We start from the raw sequence: 20,588 nt of genomic DNA, 5'->3' as shown, positions 1-20,588 counted from the left end.
TGACAGTATTCGCCGCCGCGCTTCACCGCTCACGATCATTCCATGCCAAACCCGGCGGCCCTTCAGGAGGGTCGGGACCGTACGGCGGCCGTCGTCGGCCTGTCGCGGATCCTGTGGCGGGCTCGTGCAGACTGGCCGAATGCGCACCGAACTGGTCTCGGAGCCCGGCGACCCGCTCCGCCCCAACGAGGACTTCGCGTCGGTGGCCCTGCCCGCGGGGGGACAGGGCGGCGCCCTCGTCGTCCTCGACGGCGTGACTCCGCCGCCCGACGGCTACGGCTGTCGACATTCGGTCGCATGGTTCACTTCCCGCCTCGGCGGCACCCTGACCGAACTGTCCGTTTCGGAACGGGATTCACCCTTGCCCGACGTGCTCTCACAGGCCATTTCCCGTACCGCCCGGGCCCACGTCCGAACCTGTGACCTTTCTCACCCACGAACCCCACAGGCCACAGTGACCCTCGCCCGCTGGTCGCCGACGGCCGTGGAGTACCTGGTGCTGTCGGACTCCGCCCTGCTGCTCGAACGGCCGGACGGCACGGTGACGGCCGTCCTGGACGACCGTCTGTCCCGACTGCCCCGGGCCGCCCTGGCCTCGGCCGCGATCGTCGACTCGACCGTGCGCAACAGGGAGGGCGGCTTCTGGACGGCGGCCGCCGACCCGGCCGTGGCGGCACGGGCGGTGACGGGAACCCTGCCCCGCGAGGAGGTCCGTTCGCTCCTGGCGATGACGGACGGCGCGAGCCGGTGGGTGGAGACGTTCCGCGAGGGCGACTGGACGGCCTGCCTCACCCTCGTCCGCAAGACCGGGGCGCACGGCCTGGTGCAGCGGGTGCGGGAGCTGGAGACCACCGACGCGGAACGCGAGTTCCTGGGCCGGGGCAAGCGGCACGACGACGCGAGCGTGGTCTTCGTGCGGGAGTGAGGGGCGCCGCGCCGCTCAGCTCTCCACTCCGCGGTTCAACTGGTGCAGCAGATGCGCCAGTTGGGCCACCTCGTCCCGGTCCCAGCCCGCGAGCTGCCGTACGTACGCGACCCGGCGGGCGTCCCGGACCGCCCGGAAGCGGGCCCGGCCCTCCTCCGTGAGGTGGACGAGCCAGGCGCGGCCGTCGGCGGGGTCGGGCTCGCGGGCGATGAGGCCGAGGTGCTCCAGGGCACGGAGCTGACGGGACATGGTGGCCTTGCCGACGCCGATGTAGGCGGCGAGTTCGGTGGCACGCAGGCGGCCGGTCTCGTCGAGGCGGGCGAGGAGGCCGTAGGCGGCGGACTCCAGGTCGGGGTGGACGGCACGGGCCATCTCCCCGGACTTGGCGCGGGCGCGCCGCAGCAGGACCGTCAGCTCCCGTTCCAGCGCCAGGAACGCCTGGTCCATGCCGCTCGCCGGCAGGTCGGCACCGACACTGCCGTCGCCGCCGTCGCCGTTTCCGCCTACGTCGTGCACGTGGGTGCTCCTGATTCTGATTCCGGGTACCTGCGAGGGCCGCCTTGGGGCAGCACCGGTCAGTATTTCGCAGGTGGGGAGTGGACACCGTCCAGGTCGCCCGCGGGCCCGGTGGGGGCCGGTCGCGCAGTTCCCCGGCCCCTGACGAGCAGAGGCCGGGGAACTGCGCGAAGCCCCACCGGACCCGCACCCGACAACGCACCCCACCCGTCACGCCGCCAGCGGCACCTCCACACCCGCCGGGGCGAGCGCCAGTTCCAGCACCTGGCGGACATCGGTGACGGCGTGGACGTCGAGCTTGTCGAGCACCTCGGCAGGCACGTCGTCGAGGTCGGCCTCGTTCCGCTTCGGGATGATGACGGTCGTCACGCCCGCCCGGTGCGCGGCGAGCAGCTTCTGCTTGACGCCGCCGATGGGCAGCACCCGCCCGGTCAGCGAGACCTCCCCGGTCATCGCCACGTCCGTGCGGACCAGCCGCCCGGACAGGAGCGAGGCGAGGGCCGTCGTCATGGTGATGCCGGCGCTCGGCCCGTCCTTGGGCACCGCGCCCGCCGGGAAGTGGATGTGCACGCCCCGGTCCTTGAGGTCGGCGACGGGCAGCTCCAGCTCCGCGCCGTGCGAGCGGAGGAAGGAGAGGGCGATCTGCGCGGACTCCTTCATCACGTCGCCCAGCTGGCCGGTGAGGGTCAGCCCCGCGGCGCCCGTCTCCGGGTCGGCGAGGGACGCCTCGACGTAGAGCACGTCGCCGCCCGCGCCGGTGACCGCGAGCCCGGTCGCGACACCCGGCACCGCCGTACGCCGCTCCGCCGGGTCCTGGGCCGACTCGGGCACGTGGTGCGGGCGCCCGATGAGCCCGCGCAGATCCTCGTCGGTGACGGTGAACGGCAGTTCGCGCTGCCCCAGTTCGTGCTGGGCCGCGACCTTGCGCAGCAGCCGCGCCACGGACCGCTCCAGGTTGCGGACGCCCGCCTCACGTGTGTACTCACCGGCCAGCCTGCGCAGCGCGCTCTCGTCGAGGACGACCTCGTCGGCGCCGAGCCCGGCCCGGTCCAGCTGACGGGGCAGCAGGTGGTCCCGCGCGATGACGACCTTCTCGTCCTCCGTGTATCCGTCCAGCCGGACCAGCTCCATGCGGTCGAGCAGCGCCTCGGGGATCGACTCCAGCACGTTGGCCGTGGCCAGGAAGACGACGTCGCTCAGGTCCAGCTCGACCTCCAGGTAGTGGTCCCGGAAGGTGTGGTTCTGCGCGGGGTCGAGGACTTCGAGCAGGGCCGCCGCCGGGTCGCCCCGGAAGTCGGAGCCGACCTTGTCGATCTCGTCGAGCAGGACGACGGGGTTCATGGACCCGGCCTCCTTGATGGCCCGCACGATCCGGCCGGGGAGCGCACCCACGTACGTACGCCGGTGCCCGCGGATCTCCGCCTCGTCCCGTACGCCGCCGAGCGCGACCCGGACGAACTTGCGCCCCATCGCGTGGGCCACGGACTCGCCGAGGCTGGTCTTGCCGACGCCGGGCGGCCCGACGAGCGCGAGCACGGCGCCGCCGCGCCGCCCGCCGACGACGCCCAGCCCCCGGTCCGCACGCCGCTTGCGCACGGCGAGGTACTCGGTGATGCGTTCCTTCACGTCCTCCAGGCCGGCGTGCTCGGCGTCGAGTACCCGCTGGGCGCCCCGGATGTCGTAGGCGTCCTCGGTCCGCTCGTTCCAGGGGAGTTCGAGCACGGTGTCGAGCCAGGTCCTGATCCACCCGCCCTCGGGGGACTGGTCGCTCGACCGCTCCAGCTTGTCGACCTCCTTGAGCGCGGCCTCCCGCACGGTCTCCGGCAGATCGGCGGCCTCGACGCGGGCCCGGTAGTCGTCGGACTCCTCGCCGTCCTGTTCGCCGTTCAGCTCGCGCAGTTCCTTGCGGACGGCTTCGAGCTGACGCCGCAGCAGGAACTCGCGCTGCTGCTTCTCGACGCCCTCCTGGACGTCCTTGGCGATGGTCTCGGCGACGTCCTGCTCGGCGAGGTGGTCCCGCAGCTGCTGGGTGGCGAGCTTCAGCCGGGCGACGGGGTCGCCGGTCTCCAGGAGCTGGATCTTCTGCTCGACGGTGAGGAAGGGCGAGTAACCGGAATTGTCGGCGAGCGCGGAGACGTCGTCGATGGCCTGCACCCGGTCCACGACCTGCCAGGCGCCGCGCTTGCGCAGCCAGCTGGTGGCAAGTGCCTTGTACTCCTTGGCGAGTTCGGCGACCTGGCCGGGCAGCGGCTCCGGCACGCTCTCGTCGATGCTCGTCCCCTCGACCCACAGCGCGGCGCCGGGCCCGGTGGTGCCGGCCCCGATCCGCACCCGGCGGACCGCGCGGATGAGCGCGCCGGGGTCCCCGTCGGCCAGCCGTCCGACCTGCTCGACGGTCCCGAGCACACCGGTGGCCGCGTACGACCCGTCGATCCGCGGCACCAGCAGCACCTTCGGCTTCCCGGGCTCCGCCCGCGCCGCCGCCTGCGCGGCCTCCACCGCGGCCCGTACATCCGTGTCATTGAGGTCCAGCGGCACCACCATTCCCGGCAGCACGACCTCCCCGTCGAGCGGCAACACGGGCAGGGTGAGCGGTGCGGACGTCGAAGCCATGATCTCTCCCTCGGCAGTCAAGTTGAGCTATGCCGACTCAATGCACATGAGCCGAGGAATGTTCCCCGAGGGGCGGGGCGTTCGCTGTGGGCGATCAGCGCGGCGCCTCCCGGCGGTCGGGCCACGGGAACGCGCCGACGCCCGGCGGGGCCACGCACGACGCGACCGACCCGGCTACGCGCCGCCGACCGTCGTGGCCCCGGACCGCCCCGCATCCGCCTCCGGCAGACCCCGGCGTCCCCGGTCTCCCCGGTCCGCCGCCCGGCCCCACCGCCGCACGACCGGCCACGTCGCCACCCCGATCGCCAGGGCCAGCAGGTGCCCCCAGTTCGTCATCGGGTCCGTGAAGGCGAGCAGGTCGTTCAGCAGCATCCCGCCGAACAGCAGCAGCATCGGCCACCGCAGCCACGGTGACAGCAGCCCCGCCAGCGCGCCCGCGCTCGCCGCCACCCCGAAGCTGATGCCGTAGTCGAGGCGGTGGAGGGAGCTGCCGGGAAGACGGCCGGCCAGGACGGCGAGGCCCACCGGAAGCTCCGTGGCCAGGGTGGCGAGGACGTGGCCGAGCAGGAAGACCCCGGCCGTGCGCCACCCGCCGATCCGGCGTTCCAGCGCGGTCAGCACCAGCAGGAACCCCACGGCATAGACGGACGCGACCCCGCCCGCCACCCACAACGCGCTTGCGAACAGCACGAGCGCCGGGGCCCGCACCAGGTGGGCCACATCCGTGCTGGAGCCCTGGTGGAGCGCGTGCACCAGGGCGGGGCCGGCGTGCTCGGCGACGATCGAGGTGACCACCAGGACGGAGGCGTAGAAGAAGGTGAAGGGCGTGGCGACGGGGGTGGGGAGCAGACGCCAGGGACGCGGGAGCCGGGAACGCGGGAGCGGCAGGCGCGGGAGCCGGGAACGCGGGAGCGGCAGGCGCGGGAGCCGGGAACGCGGGAGCGGCAGGCGCGGGAGCCGGGAACGCGGGAGCGGGGTGGGCGCGGGTTCTTGCCGCCCCGTGGGCTCCGCGTCCCGTTCCGGCACCCGGGCGCGGGCGGCTGCCGCGCCGGGCTGCCTCGGGATGCCGTCGAGGGCAGGCCCGTTCACCGACTGGGGCACGCCGGCCCGCGCCACGCCCGCCCCGGTCGCCACGGTCTCGTCCGGCCCCACGGACCGCACGGGCCGCACGGGTTCCAAGGGCTCCAAGGGTTCCAAGGGCTCAGCGGACTTCAGGAACTCCACGGGCTTCACGGGCTTCACGGGCTTCACGGCCTCGGTGGCATCCAAAGCGAGGCGCTCCTTCCGTTGCGCTCCACCCTCGACGTTCCGATACGCCCCTGTCTGTGACCTCCGCCACCCTCGGCCCGATTCACAGCTACTCGACAGCAGCGACGCCCTCGCACCCCGGCCCCGCGCCCGTGCCCGCCCGCCCTACGAACCCTCCGCGCCGATCCCCCGTGACACCCGCTCCACGTACGCCCGGAACCGCCCCGCCATGTCGAACCCCCGCGGATCCAGCACCCACTGGATCTGCAGCCCGTCCATCACGGCGGCCAACTCCTGCGCCACGGCCACGACATCCGTGCCGGCCCGCAGTTCACCGGAGGCCACCCCCCGCCGCAGCACCCCGCCCACGGTGTCCACGACCTCGGCGTACCGCCGGACGAAGTACCCGTGGGCGGGATGTTCGGGGTCACCCGCCTCCGCGGCGAGGACGTTGAACATCCGGGTGCGGCCCCACCGTGTGCCGTTGTACTCGGCGAGCTTCACGAGCGCCGCGAACATCTGGGCCGCCGACTCGAACCGCCGGGAGAAGAACCGCTCCCGGTCGCTCTCGTCTATGCGCTCCAGCACCTGGACGAGCAGATCCTCCTTGTTGCGGAAGTGGTGCAGCAGCCCGCCCTGGGTGATCCCGACGTCCTTGGCGATGCGGGCGAGCGAGGCGGCGTGGAACCCCCGCCGGGCGAAGTTCTCGACGGCGGCGTCCAGGATGCGCAGCCTCCGCTCGTCCCCGACCGCGTACGAGCCCCGCGCGCCGGGCCCCTCCGGCCCGCCCCCGCCGGCCTCCGCCGACCCACCCTCGCCGGACCCCGCTGACCTCCGGTTCCGCACCATGGCCGTCACCCTAGCCCCCGCCCGACCGCCCCCAGGTCCCTCGCGGACCGACGGTTACACGAGTAATCAACCCGTCCGTTCAAGCCATCTGCCGCGTGATGGTGGCCACTTGTCCAAAACCTAGTACCCACTCGGTTTTGCTGCTTCCCTGAACGGGCCTGCGCGGCGACGCCGCCGCCCTCGTCCCCCAGGAGAGCCCATGGCCGTCACCCCGGACGCCGTCCCGCTCGGCGAGGCGACCGCTCACTCCCCCGCGTCCCCCCTGCCCCCCGCGTCCCCCCGCCCCGCCGACCGGAGCGAGACGGCTCCCGCCCGACTCGTGTTCGGCCTCGCCCTGGCCCAGTTCGGCACCTATCTCGCGGTCCTCACCCCCGTCGTCGTCACCCTCGCCCTGCGCGTGAACCAGATCGTGCCGGAGGCGGACCGGGGTGCGGCCCTCGGCCGGGTGCTGTCCGTCGGCGCGCTGCTCGCCATGGTCGGCAACCCGGTGTTCGGCGCGCTGTCCGACCGCACGACCAGCCGTTTCGGCCGGCGCCGCCCCTGGCTGCTCGGCGGTATGACGGCCGGGCTCGCCGGTCTGCTGGTGGTCGCCCTCGGCACCGGCCTCCCCGCCCTGATGCTGGGCTGGGCGCTCGCGCAGCTCGGCATCAACGCGACCCTCGCCGCGCTCACCTCCTGCGTGCCGGACCTGATCCCGGACCGGCAGCGGGCCACGGTCTCCGGGATCGTCGGCATGACCCTGTCGCTGTCCCTGGTCGCCGGCGCGGGCCTCGCCCGGCTGTTCAGCGGCTCGCTCTTCCTGGCGTTCCTGGTGCCGGGGCTGATCGGGCTGGCCTCCGTCGGTTTCCTGACCGTGGTCATCAAGGACCGCGACCGCCCGGCGCGCGCCGGCGCTTTCGAGCCGTACGGCGTCAAGGAGTTCCTGCGCAGCTTCTGGGTCGATCCGCGCCGGCACCCCGACTTCATGTGGAACTTCGTCGGCCGCTTCCTGGTCTTCACCGGCGCCGCCTGCGTGACCAGCTACTCCGTCTACTTCCTGATGGACCGCATGGGTTACGACGGGGTCGAGGTCGCCGACCGGTTCTTCGTCGGCACCCTCGTCATGGTCGCCGCGACCGTCGTCGGCTCGATCGTCGGCGGCCGGCTCTCCGACCGGTCGGGCCGCCGCAAGCCCTACGTCCTCGGCTCCTCGCTCGGGATGGCCGTCGGTCTCGCGCTCGTGGCGACCGCCCAGACCTTCGGGGCGTATCTCCTCGCCATGGTCGTGTTCGGCTTCGCCGAGGGGCTCTATCTCTCCGTGGACATGGCGCTGGCCGCCGCGGTACTGCCCGACCCGGAGGAGTCCGCCAAGGACATGGGCGTCCTCAACATCGGCAACGCCCTGCCCCAGTCCCTCGTGCCGATCATCGCCCCGGGCCTGCTGGCCGTCGGCGGCGGCTCCAACTACAGCGCCCTGTTCCTCTTCGGCGCCGTCGCCTCGATCGCGGGCGCCCTCGCCGTCCAGTTCGTCCGTTCGGTCGAGTAGCCCCGCCAGAGCCCCCGCACAAGGAAGCCCCTCGCATGCTCCCGTACCGCGACCCCAGCCGCCCCGCCGCCGAGCGCGTGGCGGACCTCCTGAGCCGGATGACCCTCGCGGAGAAGGCGGGCCAGCTCTTCCACTCCATGCTGACCATGAACCCCGACGGGTCACTCACCGGGGCCGCCGACGGAACGCCCCCGCGTCGCGGCACCGCCGAACTGGTCACGGACGGGCATCTGAGCCACTTCAACCTCCTGGGCCAGTACGGGGTCCGCGAGACCGCCGAGTGGGTCAACCGGCTCCAGGCGCTCGCGGCGGACACCCGGCTGGGTATCCCGGTCACCCTGTCCACCGACCCGCGCCACTCGTTCACCGACCACCCGGGCACGGCGTCCGGCCACGGTGCCTTCTCGGCCTGGCCCGAACCCCTGGGGCTGGCCGCGATCGGCGAACCGGAGCTGGTGGAGCGGTTCGCCGACACGGTCCGCCGCGAGTACCTCGCCGTCGGCTTCCGCGTCGCCCTGCACCCGCAGATCGACCTCGCCACCGAGCCCCGCTGGTCGCGCCAGTCCGGCACCTTCGGCTCGTCCGCCGAGGTCACGAGCGCGCTGGTCCGGGCGTACGTACGCGGTCTGCAGGGACCCCGGCTCGGCCCGCGCTCGGTCGCCGCCATGGTCAAGCACTTCCCCGGCGGCGGCCCGCAGCGGGACGGCGAGGACCCGCACTTCCCGTACGGCAAGGAGCAGGTCTATCCCGGCGGCATGCGCGACTACCACCTCGCGCCCTTCCGGGCGGCCGTCGAGGCGGGCTGCTCGCAGATGATGCCGTACTACGGTCAGCCGATCGGCGTCGAGGACTGGGAGGAGGTCGGCTTCGGCTTCAACCGGGACGTCCTCACCGGCCTGCTGCGCGAACGGCTCGCCTTCGACGGCATCGTCTGCACCGACTGGGGCCTGCTCACCGACGCGTCCATCGGCGGCGAACCGCACGAGGCGCACGCCTGGGGCGTCGAACACCTCACCGTCGCCGAACGCGCGGCCAAGGCCCTGGACGCGGGCGCCGACCAGTTCGGGGGCGAGCAGTGCCCCGAGGTGATCGTCGAACTGGTCCGTTCCGGCCGGATCCCCGAGGAGCGGATCGACGCCTCCGTACGCCGCCTCCTGCGCGAGAAGTTCGTCCTCGGCCTCTTCGAGCGGCGCTACGTCGATCCGGACCGCGCCGAGGAGACCGTCGGCGCGAGCGAGTTCACGGCCCTCGGCGAAGCGGCCCAGCGCCGTTCCCTCACCGTCCTGACCAACCACTCCCTCCTCCCGCTCACCGACCGCCCCAACCTGTACGTCGAGGGCGTGTGCGCGCAGACGGCGTCCCTGTACGGCAACGTCGTGGACGACCCCGCCCACGCGGACGTGGCCGTGCTGCGGCTGCGCACGCCGTACGAGGAGCGGCCCGGGCTCTTCGAGTCCTTCTTCCACGCCGGGTCACTGGCGTTCGGCGAGGAACGGCTGAAGGAGATCCTGGCCCTGCTGGCGGCCGTGCCCACGCTGGTCTGCGTCAATCTGGAGCGGCCCGCCGTACTCCCGGAGATCGCGGCGAAGGCGGCCGCGCTCGTCGCCGACTACGGGGCCCACGACGAGGCCCTGCTCGACGTGGCCTTCGGACGGGCGCGGGCCGAGGGGCGGCTGCCCTTCGAACTGCCGCGCTCCATGGCGGCGGTGGCGGCGTCCCGCCCGGACGTGCCCAACGACACCGAGGACCCGGTCTTCCCCTACGGCCACGGTCTGACGCTCTGAGCCCCCGCCCGCCCCACTCCGATCACGCCAGGTCGTCACCGGGCCGACGCCGGGCCGACGTAATTCGGCGGCCGCCGGCGCCCCGGTCGGGTAAGGATGGGCGGATGCCCATCACCGACGAACCCGAAGTCATCGACCGGCGCGAGGGCCCCTACGGCGAGGTCGTGCTGCGGCGGCACGGGGAGCTGCTGCAGATCATCGCCAACGGCTGCTTCCTGATGGACACTTCGGACGGCCGCTCGGAACGGCTGCTGGTCGACGCCGCCCTCGACGCGCTGGGCGGGCGTTCCCGGCCGAGTGTGCTGATCGGGGGCCTGGGCGTCGGCTTCTCGCTCGCCCACGCCGCCGCGGATCGGCGCTGGGGAACGATCACAGTTGTCGAACGCGAACCCTCCGTGATCGAGTGGCACCGCGCGGGTCCCTTGGCAGAGGTGTCCGCCGAAGCGCTCGCGGATCCTCGTACGGAGATCGTGGAAGCCGATCTCGTGGCGTACGTCAATGAGACATCCGCCACGTTCGACGCACTCTGCCTGGACATCGACAACGGACCAGGCTGGACCGTCTCGGAGGCCAACGGAAACCTGTACTCACCTGCCGGACTGGCAAGCTGCGCACGGGTGTTGAGGCAGGGTGGGGTGCTCGCCGTATGGTCTGCGCAGCCTTCTGCGGAATTCGAGGAAACCTTGCGGAATGCCGGGTTCCAACAGGTGCGTACCGAAGAGATCGAGGTTGCCCGGGGAGTTCCGGACGTGGTGCACCTCGCGATCCGACCTGGATAGCCGTGGTGCGGCGACTGCCCGTACCCTGCTTGCCTGACGCCGATCATTCAAGCGTCAATCGCAGTCATGCGCAGCCATGCGTAGTCAAGGGATCACCCCACTGATTCCGGAAAGCAACACAGGGGCGGGCGATGGAGCAGACACACACCACCCACAGCAGCACCACGGCGACCCCGGGCGCACAGCGCCGGGTCCTCGTGGTCGAGGACGACCCGACGATCGTCGACGCCATCGCGGCCCGCCTGCGCGCCGAGGGTTTCGTCGTGCAGACCGCGACCGACGGGCCGGCCGCGGTCGACACCGCGGAGGCCTGGCAGCCCGACCTGCTGATCCTCGACATCATGCTGCCCGGCTTCGACGGCCTGGAGGTGTGCAGGCGCGTCCAGGCCCAGCGGCCCGTCCCCGTGCTGATGCTCACCGCCCGGGACGACGAGACGGACATGCTGGTCGGGCTCGGCGTAGGCGCCGACGACTACATGACCAAGCCGTTCTCCATGCGTGAGCTGGCCGCCCGCGTGCACGTCCTGCTGCGCCGGGTGGAGCGGGCCGCGCTGGCCGCGACCACGCCGCGCTCGGGCATCCTGCGCCTGGGCGAGCTGGAGATCGACCACGCGCAGCGCCGCGTGCGGGTGCGCAGCGAGGACGTGCACCTCACGCCCACCGAGTTCGACCTCCTCGTGTGTCTCGCGAACACCCCGCGTGCCGTACTCTCGCGCGAACAGTTGCTCACCGAGGTGTGGGACTGGGCGGACGCGTCCGGGACGCGGACCGTGGACAGCCACATCAAGGCGCTGCGGCGGAAGATCGGCGCGGAGCGGATCCGCACGGTGCACGGCGTGGGGTACGCCCTGGAGACCCCGACTCCCTGATCCCGTGCCCGCACCGTGCGCGCGGGGCACACGCAGGCACAGAGGGACAGAGGGCTGGTGGCGTCATGAGCGGAGTCGGTGACCCGGGGTCGCGGAAGGGCGCGGGACCGCTCAGCGGTCTGCGCCCCTTCTCGATCAAGACGAAGCTCGGCGCGCTCGTCGTCATCTCGGTCCTGATCACGACCGGTCTGTCGATGATCGCCGTGCACACCAAGACGGAGCTGCGCTTCATCACGGTGTTCTCGATGATCGCCACACTTCTGATTACGCAGTTCGTCGCGCATTCGCTCACCGCCCCCCTGGACGAGATGAACGCGGTCGCCCGGTCCATCTCCCGCGGCGACTACACCCGCAGGGTCAGCGAGAACCGCCGCGACGAGCTGGGCGACCTCGCCCACACGATCAATCTCATGGCCGACGAGCTGGAGGCGCAGGACCGTCAGCGCAAGGAGCTCGTGGCGAACGTCTCCCACGAGGTCCGTACGCCCATCGCCGGTCTGCGCGCGGTCCTGGAGAACATCGTCGACGGCGTCACCCAGGCCGACCCCGAGACGATGCGGACGGCCCTGAAGCAGACCGAGCGCCTGGGCCGCCTGGTGGAGACCCTGCTCGACCTCTCGCGCCTGGACAACGGCGTGGTCCCGCTGCGCCGGCGCCGCTTCGAGGTGTGGCCGTACCTCTCGGGCGTCCTCAAGGAGGCCCAGATGGTCTCCTCGGCCCGGGGCGGCATCGCCTCGGGCTCCGGCAACCACACCCGTAAGGACGTCCACCTGCACCTGGACGTCCACCCGCCGGAGCTCACCGCCAACGCCGACCCGGAGCGCATCCACCAGGTCGTCGCCAACCTCATCGACAACGCCGTCAAGCACAGCCCGGCGCACGGCCGCGTCACGGTGAAGGCCCGCCGCGGCCCCAGCCCCGAGTCCCTGGACCTGGAAGTCCTGGACGAGGGCCCCGGCATCCCCGAATCCGAATGGCACCGCGTCTTCGAACGCTTCAACCGCGGCGCCGTCAGCTCCCCCCACGGTCCCGGCAGCGACGGCGGCACCGGCCTGGGCCTCGCCATCGCCCGCTGGGCCGTGGACCTGCACGGCGGCCGCATCGGAGTGGCCGAGTCCCCGAAGGGCTGCCGCATCCGAGTACTCCTGCCAGGCGTCCCGCCCCAGGCCACACAACGCCAGCTGCAGACCTGAACCTGAGCCCCCCGCTCCAGAACGCCGGCTCCCCGGGCGAAAGCAGAGGCAGCCCGCACACTTTCAGCAACACCGCCCGCACGCTTCCGCAGCGGGCTGACCGGGGGCTGCGGCAGCGGGCCGGCTGACGGCTGACGGCTGACGGGGGCTTGTGGCAGCAATCCGACGGGGACCTTCGGCAGCAGGATGGCTGGGGCCCGTGACAGCAGGCCGACTGGCAGCCTGCGGCAGCGGGATGACCGGCGGCGTACGCAACAGGCTGACGGGGGTTCTGTGGCAGCGGGCCGGGCGTCGGCTTTTCAGGGGCGCGGGGAACTGCGCGAGCAACCCCACCCGACCCGCACCCCCGCCCACGCACCCCCCGGGGGCCTGGGGGCGCAGCCCCCAAGGAACGGGATGGGACGGGTAGGGGCGGCGGGGGCGCAAAAATCCCCCGGTACCCACATCACACATGGCTGAATCCCCCCACCATTGCCGAATATCGCTCATCCTCCCGGTGCTTACATCTCCCCCAAGTTGACGTAAAGTTCGAAGCGGAGCCACAAGATCCACGCCCGTTCCGCCCAGCCGGACACGTGTGATCAGGTGCGTTCAGGCAGAGGGCCGCGGACACATACCCGCAGGCCCCGCCCGACGCATGCCCGGCACACACCCCCCACCCCCATTCCGGACCGGAACCACGCTTGTTTCCCGCCATTTCCACCCCCGAAACGCGCTTTCCGATGTGACTTACGCGACGAAGAGCGGACTCGGCCTGACCTACCCGGCCCCGGGGGCGTAGCCTTGATTCCCGCTGTCCATCACCTTGTGAAGCGGAAGAGGGCGGTTGCCGCCGTGTCGCCACAGTCCCCCAGTAACTCGAGCATCTCGACCGACGCAGACCAAGCGGGTAAGAACCCCGCCGCGGCCTTCGGTCCGAACGAGTGGCTCGTCGACGAGATCTATCAGCAGTACCTCCAGGACCCGAACTCGGTAGACCGAGCCTGGTGGGACTTCTTCGCCGACTACAAGCCGGGCGCCGCTGCCGCCTCGGCTCCGGCGAGCACTGCGGCCGCGGGGGCCGCAGCGACCACCACGCCCGCGGCACCCGCCGCTCCGGCCCAGGCCGCCCCCGCCAAGGCGGCCGCGCCCGCCCCGGCGGCTGCCCCGAAGCCCGCCGCGGCGCCACCGGCCCCGGCCGCCGCGAAGCCCGCCGCCGCTCCGGCCGCGCCCGCCAAGCCGGCGGCCGTGGCCCCCGCGAAGCAGGCCACCGCCACCGAGGGCCCGGAGTTCATCACGCTGCGCGGCCCCGCCGCCGCGGTCGCGAAGAACATGAACGCCTCCCTGGAGCTGCCCACGGCCACGTCCGTGCGCGCCGTCCCGGTGAAGCTGCTGTTCGACAACCGCATCGTCATCAACAACCACCTGAAGCGCGCCCGGGGCGGGAAGATCTCCTTCACGCACCTGATCGGCTACGCGATGGTGCAGGCCATCAAGACGATGCCGTCGATGAACTGGCACTACGCGGAGAAGGACGGGAAGCCCACCCTCGTCAAGCCGCCGCACGTCAACTTCGGCCTCGCCATCGACCTGGTGAAGCCCAACGGCGACCGCCAGCTGGTCGTCGCGGGCATCAAGAAGGCCGAGACGCTGAACTTCTTCGAGTTCTGGCAGGCCTACGAGGACATCGTCCGCCGCGCCCGTGACGGCAAGCTGACGATGGACGACTTCACCGGTGTCACGGTCTCCCTGACCAACCCCGGCGGCCTCGGCACCGTCCACTCGGTCCCGCGTCTGATGCCCGGTCAGTCGGTCATCATGGGCGTCGGATCCATGGACTACCCGGCCGAGTTCCAGGGCACCTCGCAGGACACCCTGAACAAGCTGGGCATCTCGAAGGTCATGACCCTGACCTCGACGTACGACCACCGGGTCATCCAGGGCGCCGCCTCCGGCGAGTTCCTGCGGGTCGTCGCCAACTACCTGCTCGGCGAGGGCGGGTTCTACGACGACATCTTCGAGGCCCTGCGCATCCCCTACGAGCCGGTCCGCTGGCTCAAGGACATCGACGCCTCGCACGACGACGACGTCACCAAGGCCGCCCGCGTCTTCGAGCTGATCCACTCCTACCGGGTCCGCGGCCACGTCATGGCCGACACCGACCCGCTGGAGTACCGCCAGCGCAAGCACCCCGACCTGGACATCACCGAGCACGGACTCACCCTGTGGGACCTGGAGCGGGAGTTCGCGGTCGGCGGCTTCTCGGGCAAGTCCCTGATGAAGCTCCGCGACATCCTCGGCGTCCTGCGCGACTCGTACTGCCGTACGACCGGCGTCGAGTTCATGCACATCCAGGACCCGAAGCAGCGCCGCTGGATCCAGGACCGCATCGAGCGCCCGCACAGCAAGCCGGAGCGCGAGGAGCAGCTGCGCATCCTGCGCCGGCTGAACGCGGCGGAGGCCTTCGAGACCTTCCTGCAGACGAAGTACGTCGGCCAGAAGCGCTTCAGCCTCGAAGGCGGCGAGTCGGTCATCCCGCTGCTCGACGCGGTCATCGACAGCGCGGCGGAGTCCCGTCTCGACGAGGTCGTCATCGGCATGGCCCACCGCGGCCGCCTGAACGTCCTGGCGAACATCGTCGGCAAGTCGTACGCCCAGATCTTCCGCGAGTTCGAGGGCAACCTCGACCCGAAGTCGATGCACGGCTCCGGCGACGTGAAGTACCACCTGGGCGCCGAGGGCACCTTCACGGGCCTCGACGGCGAGCAGATCAAGGTCTCCTTGGCCGCCAACCCCTCCCACCTGGAGGCGGTCGACCCGGTCCTGGAGGGCATCGTCCGTGCCAAGCAGGACATCATCAACAAGGGCGGCACGGACTTCACGGTCATGCCGGTGGCGATCCACGGCGACGCGGCCTTCGCGGGCCAGGGCGTGGTGGCCGAGACCCTGAACATGTCGCAGCTGCGCGGCTACCGCACCGGCGGCACGGTCCACATCGTCATCAACAACCAGGTCGGCTTCACGGCCGCCCCGGAGTCCTCGCGCTCGTCGATGTACGCCACCGACGTGGCGCGCATGATCGAGGCCCCGATCTTCCACGTGAACGGCGACGACCCGGAGGCCGTGGTCCGCGTCGCGCGGCTGGCCTTCGAGTTCCGCCAGGCGTTCAACAAGGACGTGGTGATCGACCTCATCTGCTACCGCCGCCGCGGTCACAACGAGTCGGACAACCCGGCCTTCACCCAGCCGCTGATGTACGACCTGATCGACAAGAAGCGCTCGGTGCGCAAGCTCTACACCGAGTCCCTCATCGGTCGCGGCGACATCACCCTGGAAGAGGCCGAGCAGGCCCTGCAGGACTACCAGGGCCAGCTGGAGAAGGTCTTCACCGAGGTCCGCGAGGCCACCTCGCAACCGGTGTCCGGCGAGGTCCACGACCCGCAGGACGGCTTCCCGGTCGCGGTGGACACCGCGATCACCGCGGAGACCGTCAAGCGCATCGCCGCGTCCCAGGTCAACGTCCCCGACCACATCACCGCCCACCCGCGTCTGCTGCCGCAGCTGCAGCGCCGGGCGGCCATGGTCGAGGACGGCACGATCGACTGGGGCATGGGCGAGACCCTCGCGGTCGGCTCCCTCCTCCTGGAGGGCACCCCGGTCCGCCTGGCCGGCCAGGACTCGCAGCGCGGCACCTTCGGCCAGCGTCACGCGGTGATCATCGACCGTGAGACGGGCGAGGAGTTCACGCCGCTGATGTACCTCTCCGAGGACCAGGCGCGACTGAACGTCTACAACTCCCTGCTCTCCGAGTACGCGGCGATGGGCTTCGAGTACGGCTACTCGCTCGCCCGTCCCGAGTCCCTGGTGATGTGGGAGGCCCAGTTCGGCGACTTCGTCAACGGCGCCCAGACGGTCGTGGACGAGTTCATCTCGTCGGCGGAGCAGAAGTGGGGCCAGACGTCCGGCGTCACCCTGCTGCTCCCGCACGGTTACGAGGGCCAGGGCCCGGACCACTCGTCCGCCCGCCCGGAGCGCTTCCTGCAGATGTGCGCGCAGAACAACATGACGGTCGCCATGCCGACCTCCCCGTCGAACTACTTCCACCTCCTGCGGTGGCAGGTGCACAACCCGCACCACAAGCCGCTGGTCGTCTTCACCCCGAAGTCGATGCTGCGCCTGAAGGCCGCCGCGTCGAAGGCGGAGGAGTTCACGAGCGGTGAGTTCCGCCCGGTCATCGGCGACAGCTCGGTCGACCCGAACGCGGTCAAGAAGGTCGTCTTCTGCGCCGGCAAGGTCTACTACGACCTGGAGGCCGAGCGGCAGAAGCGCGGCATCACGGACACGGCGATCATCCGCATCGAGCGCCTCTACCCGCTGCCGGGTGCCGAGGTCCAGGCGGAGGTCAACAAGTACCCGAACGCCGAGAAGTACCTGTGGACCCAGGAGGAGCCGGCGAACCAGGGTGCCTGGCCGTTCATCGCGCTCAACCTGATCGACCACCTCGACCTCGCGGTCGGCGCGGACGTCCCGCACGGCGAGCGGCTCCGCCGCATCTCCCGCCCGCACGGCTCGTCGCCGGCGGTGGGTTCGGCCAAGCGGCACCAGGCCGAGCAGGAGCAGTTGGTGCGTGAGGTGTTCGAGGCGTAACAGCCCTCGACGACCGTACGCAACCGGGCCGCACCCCTCCCCAGGGGTGCGGCCCGGCCGTTTCCCCGCACTTATCCTTGACCCATGTACTTCACGGACCGTGGCATCGAGGAACTGGAGAAGCGGCGCGGCGAGGAGGAGGTCACCTTCGAGTGGCTGGCCGAGCAGCTGCGGACGTTCGTCGATCTGAATCCGGACTTCGAGGTGCCGGTGGAGCGGCTGGCGACCTGGCTGGCGCGGCTGGACGACGAGGACGAGGACGAGTAGCCGCCCCCTTCGGCAGGAGTGGGAGCACTCGGTCAGGAGCGAGGGCACTCAGTCGCGCGGGTGGGACAGGTCGTACAGCAGGCCCACGGCGCCGTGCGCGATCAGCAGGCTGCCCGCGGTCAGCCAGCCGAGGCTCCGGCGGTGCAGGCCCCAGGCCGTGAGCGGTAGCCCGGCGAGGAGTTGCGCGGCGGCCAGGGCGCGGGCTCTGGGGGTGCCGGCCCAGGGGAGCCAGGGGCCGAGGCGGCCGCGTTCGAGCGCGTCCAGCTCCGTACGCACGGCACCGCGCCAGCCGGTCCATTCGATGCGCTGGACGCCGGGCTGGACACGGGCGACCTCGCGGAGCCGGTCGGCGGGTTCGCCCGGGCCGAGGCCGGCGGGGAGCGTCACGCCCGCGCGGGCGAGGACGGCGAGGAGGCCCAGCAGCCGGGAGCGGGCGTCCGCCGCCGGATCGGGTCGTGTGAGGCCGTCCAGAGCCTGCGCGTCGAGCACCGGGTCCAGGCCCAGACGGGCCGCGAAGGTACGCATCGCCTCGTCCTCGCCGACCGGGGTGCCGTTCGCGAGCCACACGTAGCCGACGGTGCGGCGGAAGCCGGCGGCGAGGGTGTAGCCGCTGCGGTCCGCGTCCCACCACAGCGCGAGCACGGGCCAGGGGACGCCGACGGCCAGGGCGGTCGCCCAGCCGGTGAGCACGCGGTCGACGGGTTCTCCGCCCTGCAGCCAGGGCTTTCCCTCGGGCACGAGCGCGGTCCACTCGGCTCCGGCGGGGGTGAGCAGCATGCGCTCGCGGAGCAGTTGGGCGACGGGGGCGACGGAGTCGGGATCCGTCCGGCAGAGCAGGAGCGCGCCGGGGGCGGGGGTGGGCCGGGGGGCACGGGGTCCCGGGGAGCGTTCCGTCGACATGACCTCCACGCTAGGCCGATTTGCCCCCTATGTACGTGCGGAGTCACCAGAACGGGTGTCTTGACTTTCCGTGACCGCGATATATCGTGAATAACGAGAACGCGATAGTGCGTGTGTGGTCCTACGCCTTCTCGTCCTGCCCGTCTGTCATGCCGAGGGGGTCAGCACCATGTCCGAGTGGTCCGTCGCCGAGCCGCAAAGGCTCACGTTCGACGAACCGGTGACGGCACTGCATGTGCGCGTCGTCAACGGAACGGTCAACGTGGTGGGCACCGACGAGAGTTCCGCCCGTCTGGAGGTGTCCGCCGTCGAGGGCCCGCCCCTGACGGTGACACAGAAGGGCGGCACCCTGACCGTCGCCTACGACGACCTGCCCTGGAAGGGCTTCCTCAAGTGGCTCGACCGGAAGGGCTGGCGTCGCAACGTCCTGGTGTCGCTGGCCGTCCCGGCGGCCACCCGTGTGGAGGTGGGCGTGGTCGGCGCGACAGCGGTGGTGACCGGGCTGGAGGGGCACACCGAGGTGAAGGGCGTCTCGGGCGACGCCACCCTGGTCGGTCTGGCGGGCCCGGTGCGCGCCACGACGGTGTCGGGGAACGTGGAGGCGCAGTCCCTCAGCGGCGACCTCCGGCTCAGCTCCGTCTCCGGAGACCTGACCGTCATAGAGGGGTCCTGCCCCACCGTGAAGGCCGACTCGGTGAGCGGCTCCATCATCCTCGACCTCGATCCCACGGGCGGCCCCACCGACGTCGGCCTCACCAGCGTCTCCGGTGAGATCGCCATCCGTCTCCCCCACCCCACCGACGCCCAGGTCGAGGCCAACACCGCCAGCGGCACCATCTCCAACGCCTTCGAGGACCTCCGCGTCAGCGGGCCCTGGGGCGCCCACAAGATCACCGGCCGCCTGGGCGCGGGCAACGGCCGCCTCAGGGCCACCACGGTCTCCGGGTCCATCGCCCTCCTGCGCAGGCCCCCGTCGGAGGACGAACCATGGGAGCCGGGCAGCGGGGGCCGGGCGGAGACCGGTGGGCCTCAGCGGGGCGACAGCGCGGAGAAGGCGGCGGAGGCGGGGCGGAACCCGGGAGCGCGGCAGGACCCACCTCCGGGCACACCGGACGCGACACCGAGCGGGTCCGTCTCCACCGGCCTCCCGGCCGCCGACCGACCCGATGACGAGGGCGAGCCCTCGCCCACCGACCCGACCGACGGCCACGGCGGCCCCCCGCCCGCCCACCGGCCCGAGGGCATGAGCGACCATCCGTCGGACGGCTCCTCCGCCCCGGCGGAGGAGCCGTCCGGCCACGCGCCCGCCCCGGACGACGGACCGGACGCCCCCGGGGCCGACCGGCCGGCCGACGCCGCGACCGACCGCACGACCGACAAGAAGGTGTTCTGACATGCCTCCCGTCTTCGCCCACGGACGCCTGCGGCTGTACCTGCTGAAGCTGCTGGACGAGGCGCCGCGCCACGGCTACGAGGTGATCCGACTGCTGGAGGAACGCTTCCAGGGCCTGTACGCCCCGTCCGCCGGCACCGTCTACCCCCGTCTGGCCAAGCTGGAGGCGGAGGGACTGGTCACCCACACCACCGAGGGCGGCCGCAAGGTGTACGCGATCACGGACGCGGGCCGCGCCGAACTGGCCGACCGCGGCGGCGAGCTGGCCGATCTGGAGCTGGAGATCCGCGAATCGGTGGCGGAGCTGGCCGCCGAGATCCGGGCCGACGTACGGGGCGCGGCGGGCGACCTGCGCCGCGAGATGCGGGCGGCCGCGTCCGAGGCCCGCAGGGGCGGCGGGACGGGCGAGGGGGAGCAGGGGACGCCCGGGGAGTTCGGGGGGTATGCCGACAACGCGTCCTGGCGGGCCGCCAAGGAGGAGATGCGCCGCGTCAAGCAGGAGTGGAAGGAGCAGGCACGCCGTGCGAAGGACGAGAGCCGGCGTGCCCGTGAGGAGGCCCAGCGTGCCCGCCGCCAGGCCAAGGAGGCGCAGGAGCATGCCCGCACCCAGGCCCAGGAGGAGCTGCAGCGCATCGCCAAACGAGTCCAGGACCACGTGCAGGACCACTTCACCCGGGGCGACTGGCCGACGGGCGTCCGGGAGGGGCTGACCGAACTGGCCAAGGAGTTCGGCGAGTTCGGGAAGGACTTCGGAAAGGAGTTCGGAAAGGACTTCGGCTTCGGGCGCACGGGCGCGGCGACCGGCGCCGGGGAGCCCGAGTACTCGGCCACCTCCGAGGAGTTCCCGGCCGGCTACGAACCCGCCTGGGTGCACGAGCCGCCCACGGGTGAACCGGCCCGTGACCTCGACCGTCTCCTGGACCGCTTCCGCGACGACATTCGCGACGCGGCCCGCGACCACGGCGTGACCGAGGAGCAGCTCCGCGACGCCCGACGCCATCTGTCGACGGCGGCGGCCCACATCGGTGTGGTGCTGCGGGCACCCAAGGGGTGAGGCGGGGCGGCACTCGCCGCACCCCGGCGCGCTCACCCAGCGGCTCA

At 71.9% G+C, this 20,588-nt stretch carries 15 protein-coding genes; 10 read left to right on the top strand and 5 right to left on the bottom strand.

What is annotated here, in order from left to right:
- The first annotated feature begins 139 nt into the window (after positions 1–139).
- The gene (locus H4687_RS31545; RefSeq protein WP_046915837.1) at positions 140–925 is read left to right on the top strand and encodes a protein phosphatase 2C domain-containing protein; all 786 of its coding nucleotides are present in this window, start codon (positions 140–142) and stop codon (positions 923–925) included.
- A 15-nt stretch (positions 926–940) separates the two neighbouring features.
- Here the strand turns inward: H4687_RS31545 and H4687_RS31540 are convergent, their stop codons facing one another.
- The 4 genes from H4687_RS31540 to H4687_RS31525 all read right to left on the bottom strand — a co-directional run bounded on the left by H4687_RS31540 (position 941) and on the right by H4687_RS31525 (position 6,151).
- Positions 941–1,441: a MarR family winged helix-turn-helix transcriptional regulator gene (locus H4687_RS31540; RefSeq protein WP_046915836.1), complete on the bottom strand. Its 501-nt coding sequence runs from the start codon at positions 1,439–1,441 to the stop codon at positions 941–943.
- A gap of 210 nt (positions 1,442–1,651) precedes the next feature.
- Positions 1,652–4,054, bottom strand: coding sequence for an endopeptidase La (gene lon / locus H4687_RS31535; protein ID WP_046915835.1), 2,403 nt, complete (start codon positions 4,052–4,054; stop codon positions 1,652–1,654).
- Between the two features lie 174 nt (positions 4,055–4,228).
- Entirely contained in the window at positions 4,229–5,323 is a 1,095-nt protein-coding gene (locus tag H4687_RS31530; RefSeq protein ID WP_050399628.1) for a rhomboid-like protein, read from the bottom strand.
- Positions 5,324–5,467: 144 nt separating this feature from the next.
- The gene (locus H4687_RS31525) at positions 5,468–6,151 is read right to left on the bottom strand and encodes a TetR/AcrR family transcriptional regulator (protein ID WP_050399626.1); all 684 of its coding nucleotides are present in this window, start codon (positions 6,149–6,151) and stop codon (positions 5,468–5,470) included.
- Between the two features lie 199 nt (positions 6,152–6,350).
- Here H4687_RS31525 and H4687_RS31520 point away from each other — a divergent pair, with 199 nt between their 5' ends.
- The 7 genes from H4687_RS31520 to H4687_RS31490 all read left to right on the top strand — a co-directional run bounded on the left by H4687_RS31520 (position 6,351) and on the right by H4687_RS31490 (position 17,194).
- Entirely contained in the window at positions 6,351–7,676 is a 1,326-nt protein-coding gene (locus H4687_RS31520; RefSeq protein ID WP_050399625.1) for an MFS transporter, read from the top strand.
- Positions 7,677–7,711: 35 nt separating this feature from the next.
- Positions 7,712–9,460 (top strand): glycoside hydrolase family 3 protein, encoded by a 1,749-nt coding sequence (locus H4687_RS31515; protein WP_046919028.1) that lies wholly within the window; start codon positions 7,712–7,714, stop codon positions 9,458–9,460.
- Between the two features lie 104 nt (positions 9,461–9,564).
- Entirely contained in the window at positions 9,565–10,239 is a 675-nt protein-coding gene (locus H4687_RS31510; protein ID WP_046919029.1) for a spermine/spermidine synthase domain-containing protein, read from the top strand.
- A gap of 131 nt (positions 10,240–10,370) precedes the next feature.
- Positions 10,371–11,108, top strand: a complete 738-nt coding sequence (locus tag H4687_RS31505; protein WP_046919030.1) for a response regulator transcription factor — start codon at positions 10,371–10,373, stop codon at positions 11,106–11,108.
- A 65-nt stretch (positions 11,109–11,173) separates the two neighbouring features.
- On the top strand, positions 11,174–12,301 hold the full coding sequence (locus H4687_RS31500) for a HAMP domain-containing sensor histidine kinase (RefSeq protein ID WP_046919031.1): 1,128 nt from the start codon (positions 11,174–11,176) through the stop codon (positions 12,299–12,301).
- An 834-nt stretch (positions 12,302–13,135) separates the two neighbouring features.
- Positions 13,136–16,927, top strand: coding sequence for a multifunctional oxoglutarate decarboxylase/oxoglutarate dehydrogenase thiamine pyrophosphate-binding subunit/dihydrolipoyllysine-residue succinyltransferase subunit (locus H4687_RS31495; RefSeq protein WP_046918570.1), 3,792 nt, complete (start codon positions 13,136–13,138; stop codon positions 16,925–16,927).
- Between the two features lie 84 nt (positions 16,928–17,011).
- Positions 17,012–17,194 (top strand): DUF6104 family protein, encoded by a 183-nt coding sequence (locus tag H4687_RS31490; protein WP_003961784.1) that lies wholly within the window; start codon positions 17,012–17,014, stop codon positions 17,192–17,194.
- Positions 17,195–17,242: 48 nt separating this feature from the next.
- Here the strand turns inward: H4687_RS31490 and H4687_RS31485 are convergent, their stop codons facing one another.
- Positions 17,243–18,094 carry a hypothetical protein gene (locus H4687_RS31485; protein ID WP_050399623.1) on the bottom strand — a complete coding sequence of 284 codons (852 nt, stop codon included), beginning with the start codon at positions 18,092–18,094 and terminating at the stop codon, positions 17,243–17,245.
- Positions 18,095–18,263: 169 nt separating this feature from the next.
- Here H4687_RS31485 and H4687_RS31480 point away from each other — a divergent pair, with 169 nt between their 5' ends.
- The gene (locus tag H4687_RS31480; RefSeq protein ID WP_046920153.1) at positions 18,264–19,487 is read left to right on the top strand and encodes a DUF4097 family beta strand repeat-containing protein; all 1,224 of its coding nucleotides are present in this window, start codon (positions 18,264–18,266) and stop codon (positions 19,485–19,487) included.
- Between the two features lies 1 nt (position 19,488).
- Entirely contained in the window at positions 19,489–20,541 is a 1,053-nt protein-coding gene (locus tag H4687_RS31475; protein WP_046920152.1) for a PadR family transcriptional regulator, read from the top strand.
- The last annotated feature ends 47 nt before the right edge of the window (positions 20,542–20,588 follow it).

Origin of the sequence: Streptomyces stelliscabiei (assembly GCF_014873495.1) — a bacterium.
Classification (GTDB): Bacteria; Actinomycetota; Actinomycetes; order Streptomycetales; family Streptomycetaceae; genus Streptomyces; species Streptomyces bottropensis.
Note: the sequence above shows the minus strand (reverse complement) of the source record. Positions and strands in the feature narration are given on the sequence as shown.

Excerpts from the sequence above, each read along its gene's own strand:
- H4687_RS31545 (WP_046915837.1), top strand. The coding sequence starts at position 140 with ATGCGCACCGAACTGGTCTCGGAGCCCGGCGACCCGCTCCGCCCCAAC.
- lon (WP_046915835.1), bottom strand. The coding sequence starts at position 4,054 with ATGGCTTCGACGTCCGCACCGCTCACCCTGCCCGTGTTGCCGCTCGAC.
- H4687_RS31525 (WP_050399626.1), bottom strand. The coding sequence starts at position 6,151 with ATGGTGCGGAACCGGAGGTCAGCGGGGTCCGGCGAGGGTGGGTCGGCG.
- H4687_RS31520 (WP_050399625.1), top strand. The coding sequence starts at position 6,351 with ATGGCCGTCACCCCGGACGCCGTCCCGCTCGGCGAGGCGACCGCTCAC.
- H4687_RS31515 (WP_046919028.1), top strand. The coding sequence starts at position 7,712 with ATGCTCCCGTACCGCGACCCCAGCCGCCCCGCCGCCGAGCGCGTGGCG.
- H4687_RS31510 (WP_046919029.1), top strand. The coding sequence starts at position 9,565 with ATGCCCATCACCGACGAACCCGAAGTCATCGACCGGCGCGAGGGCCCC.
- H4687_RS31505 (WP_046919030.1), top strand. The coding sequence starts at position 10,371 with ATGGAGCAGACACACACCACCCACAGCAGCACCACGGCGACCCCGGGC.
- H4687_RS31500 (WP_046919031.1), top strand. The coding sequence starts at position 11,174 with ATGAGCGGAGTCGGTGACCCGGGGTCGCGGAAGGGCGCGGGACCGCTC.
- H4687_RS31490 (WP_003961784.1), top strand. The coding sequence starts at position 17,012 with ATGTACTTCACGGACCGTGGCATCGAGGAACTGGAGAAGCGGCGCGGC.
- H4687_RS31485 (WP_050399623.1), bottom strand. The coding sequence starts at position 18,094 with ATGTCGACGGAACGCTCCCCGGGACCCCGTGCCCCCCGGCCCACCCCC.
- H4687_RS31480 (WP_046920153.1), top strand. The coding sequence starts at position 18,264 with ATGTCCGAGTGGTCCGTCGCCGAGCCGCAAAGGCTCACGTTCGACGAA.
- H4687_RS31475 (WP_046920152.1), top strand. The coding sequence starts at position 19,489 with ATGCCTCCCGTCTTCGCCCACGGACGCCTGCGGCTGTACCTGCTGAAG.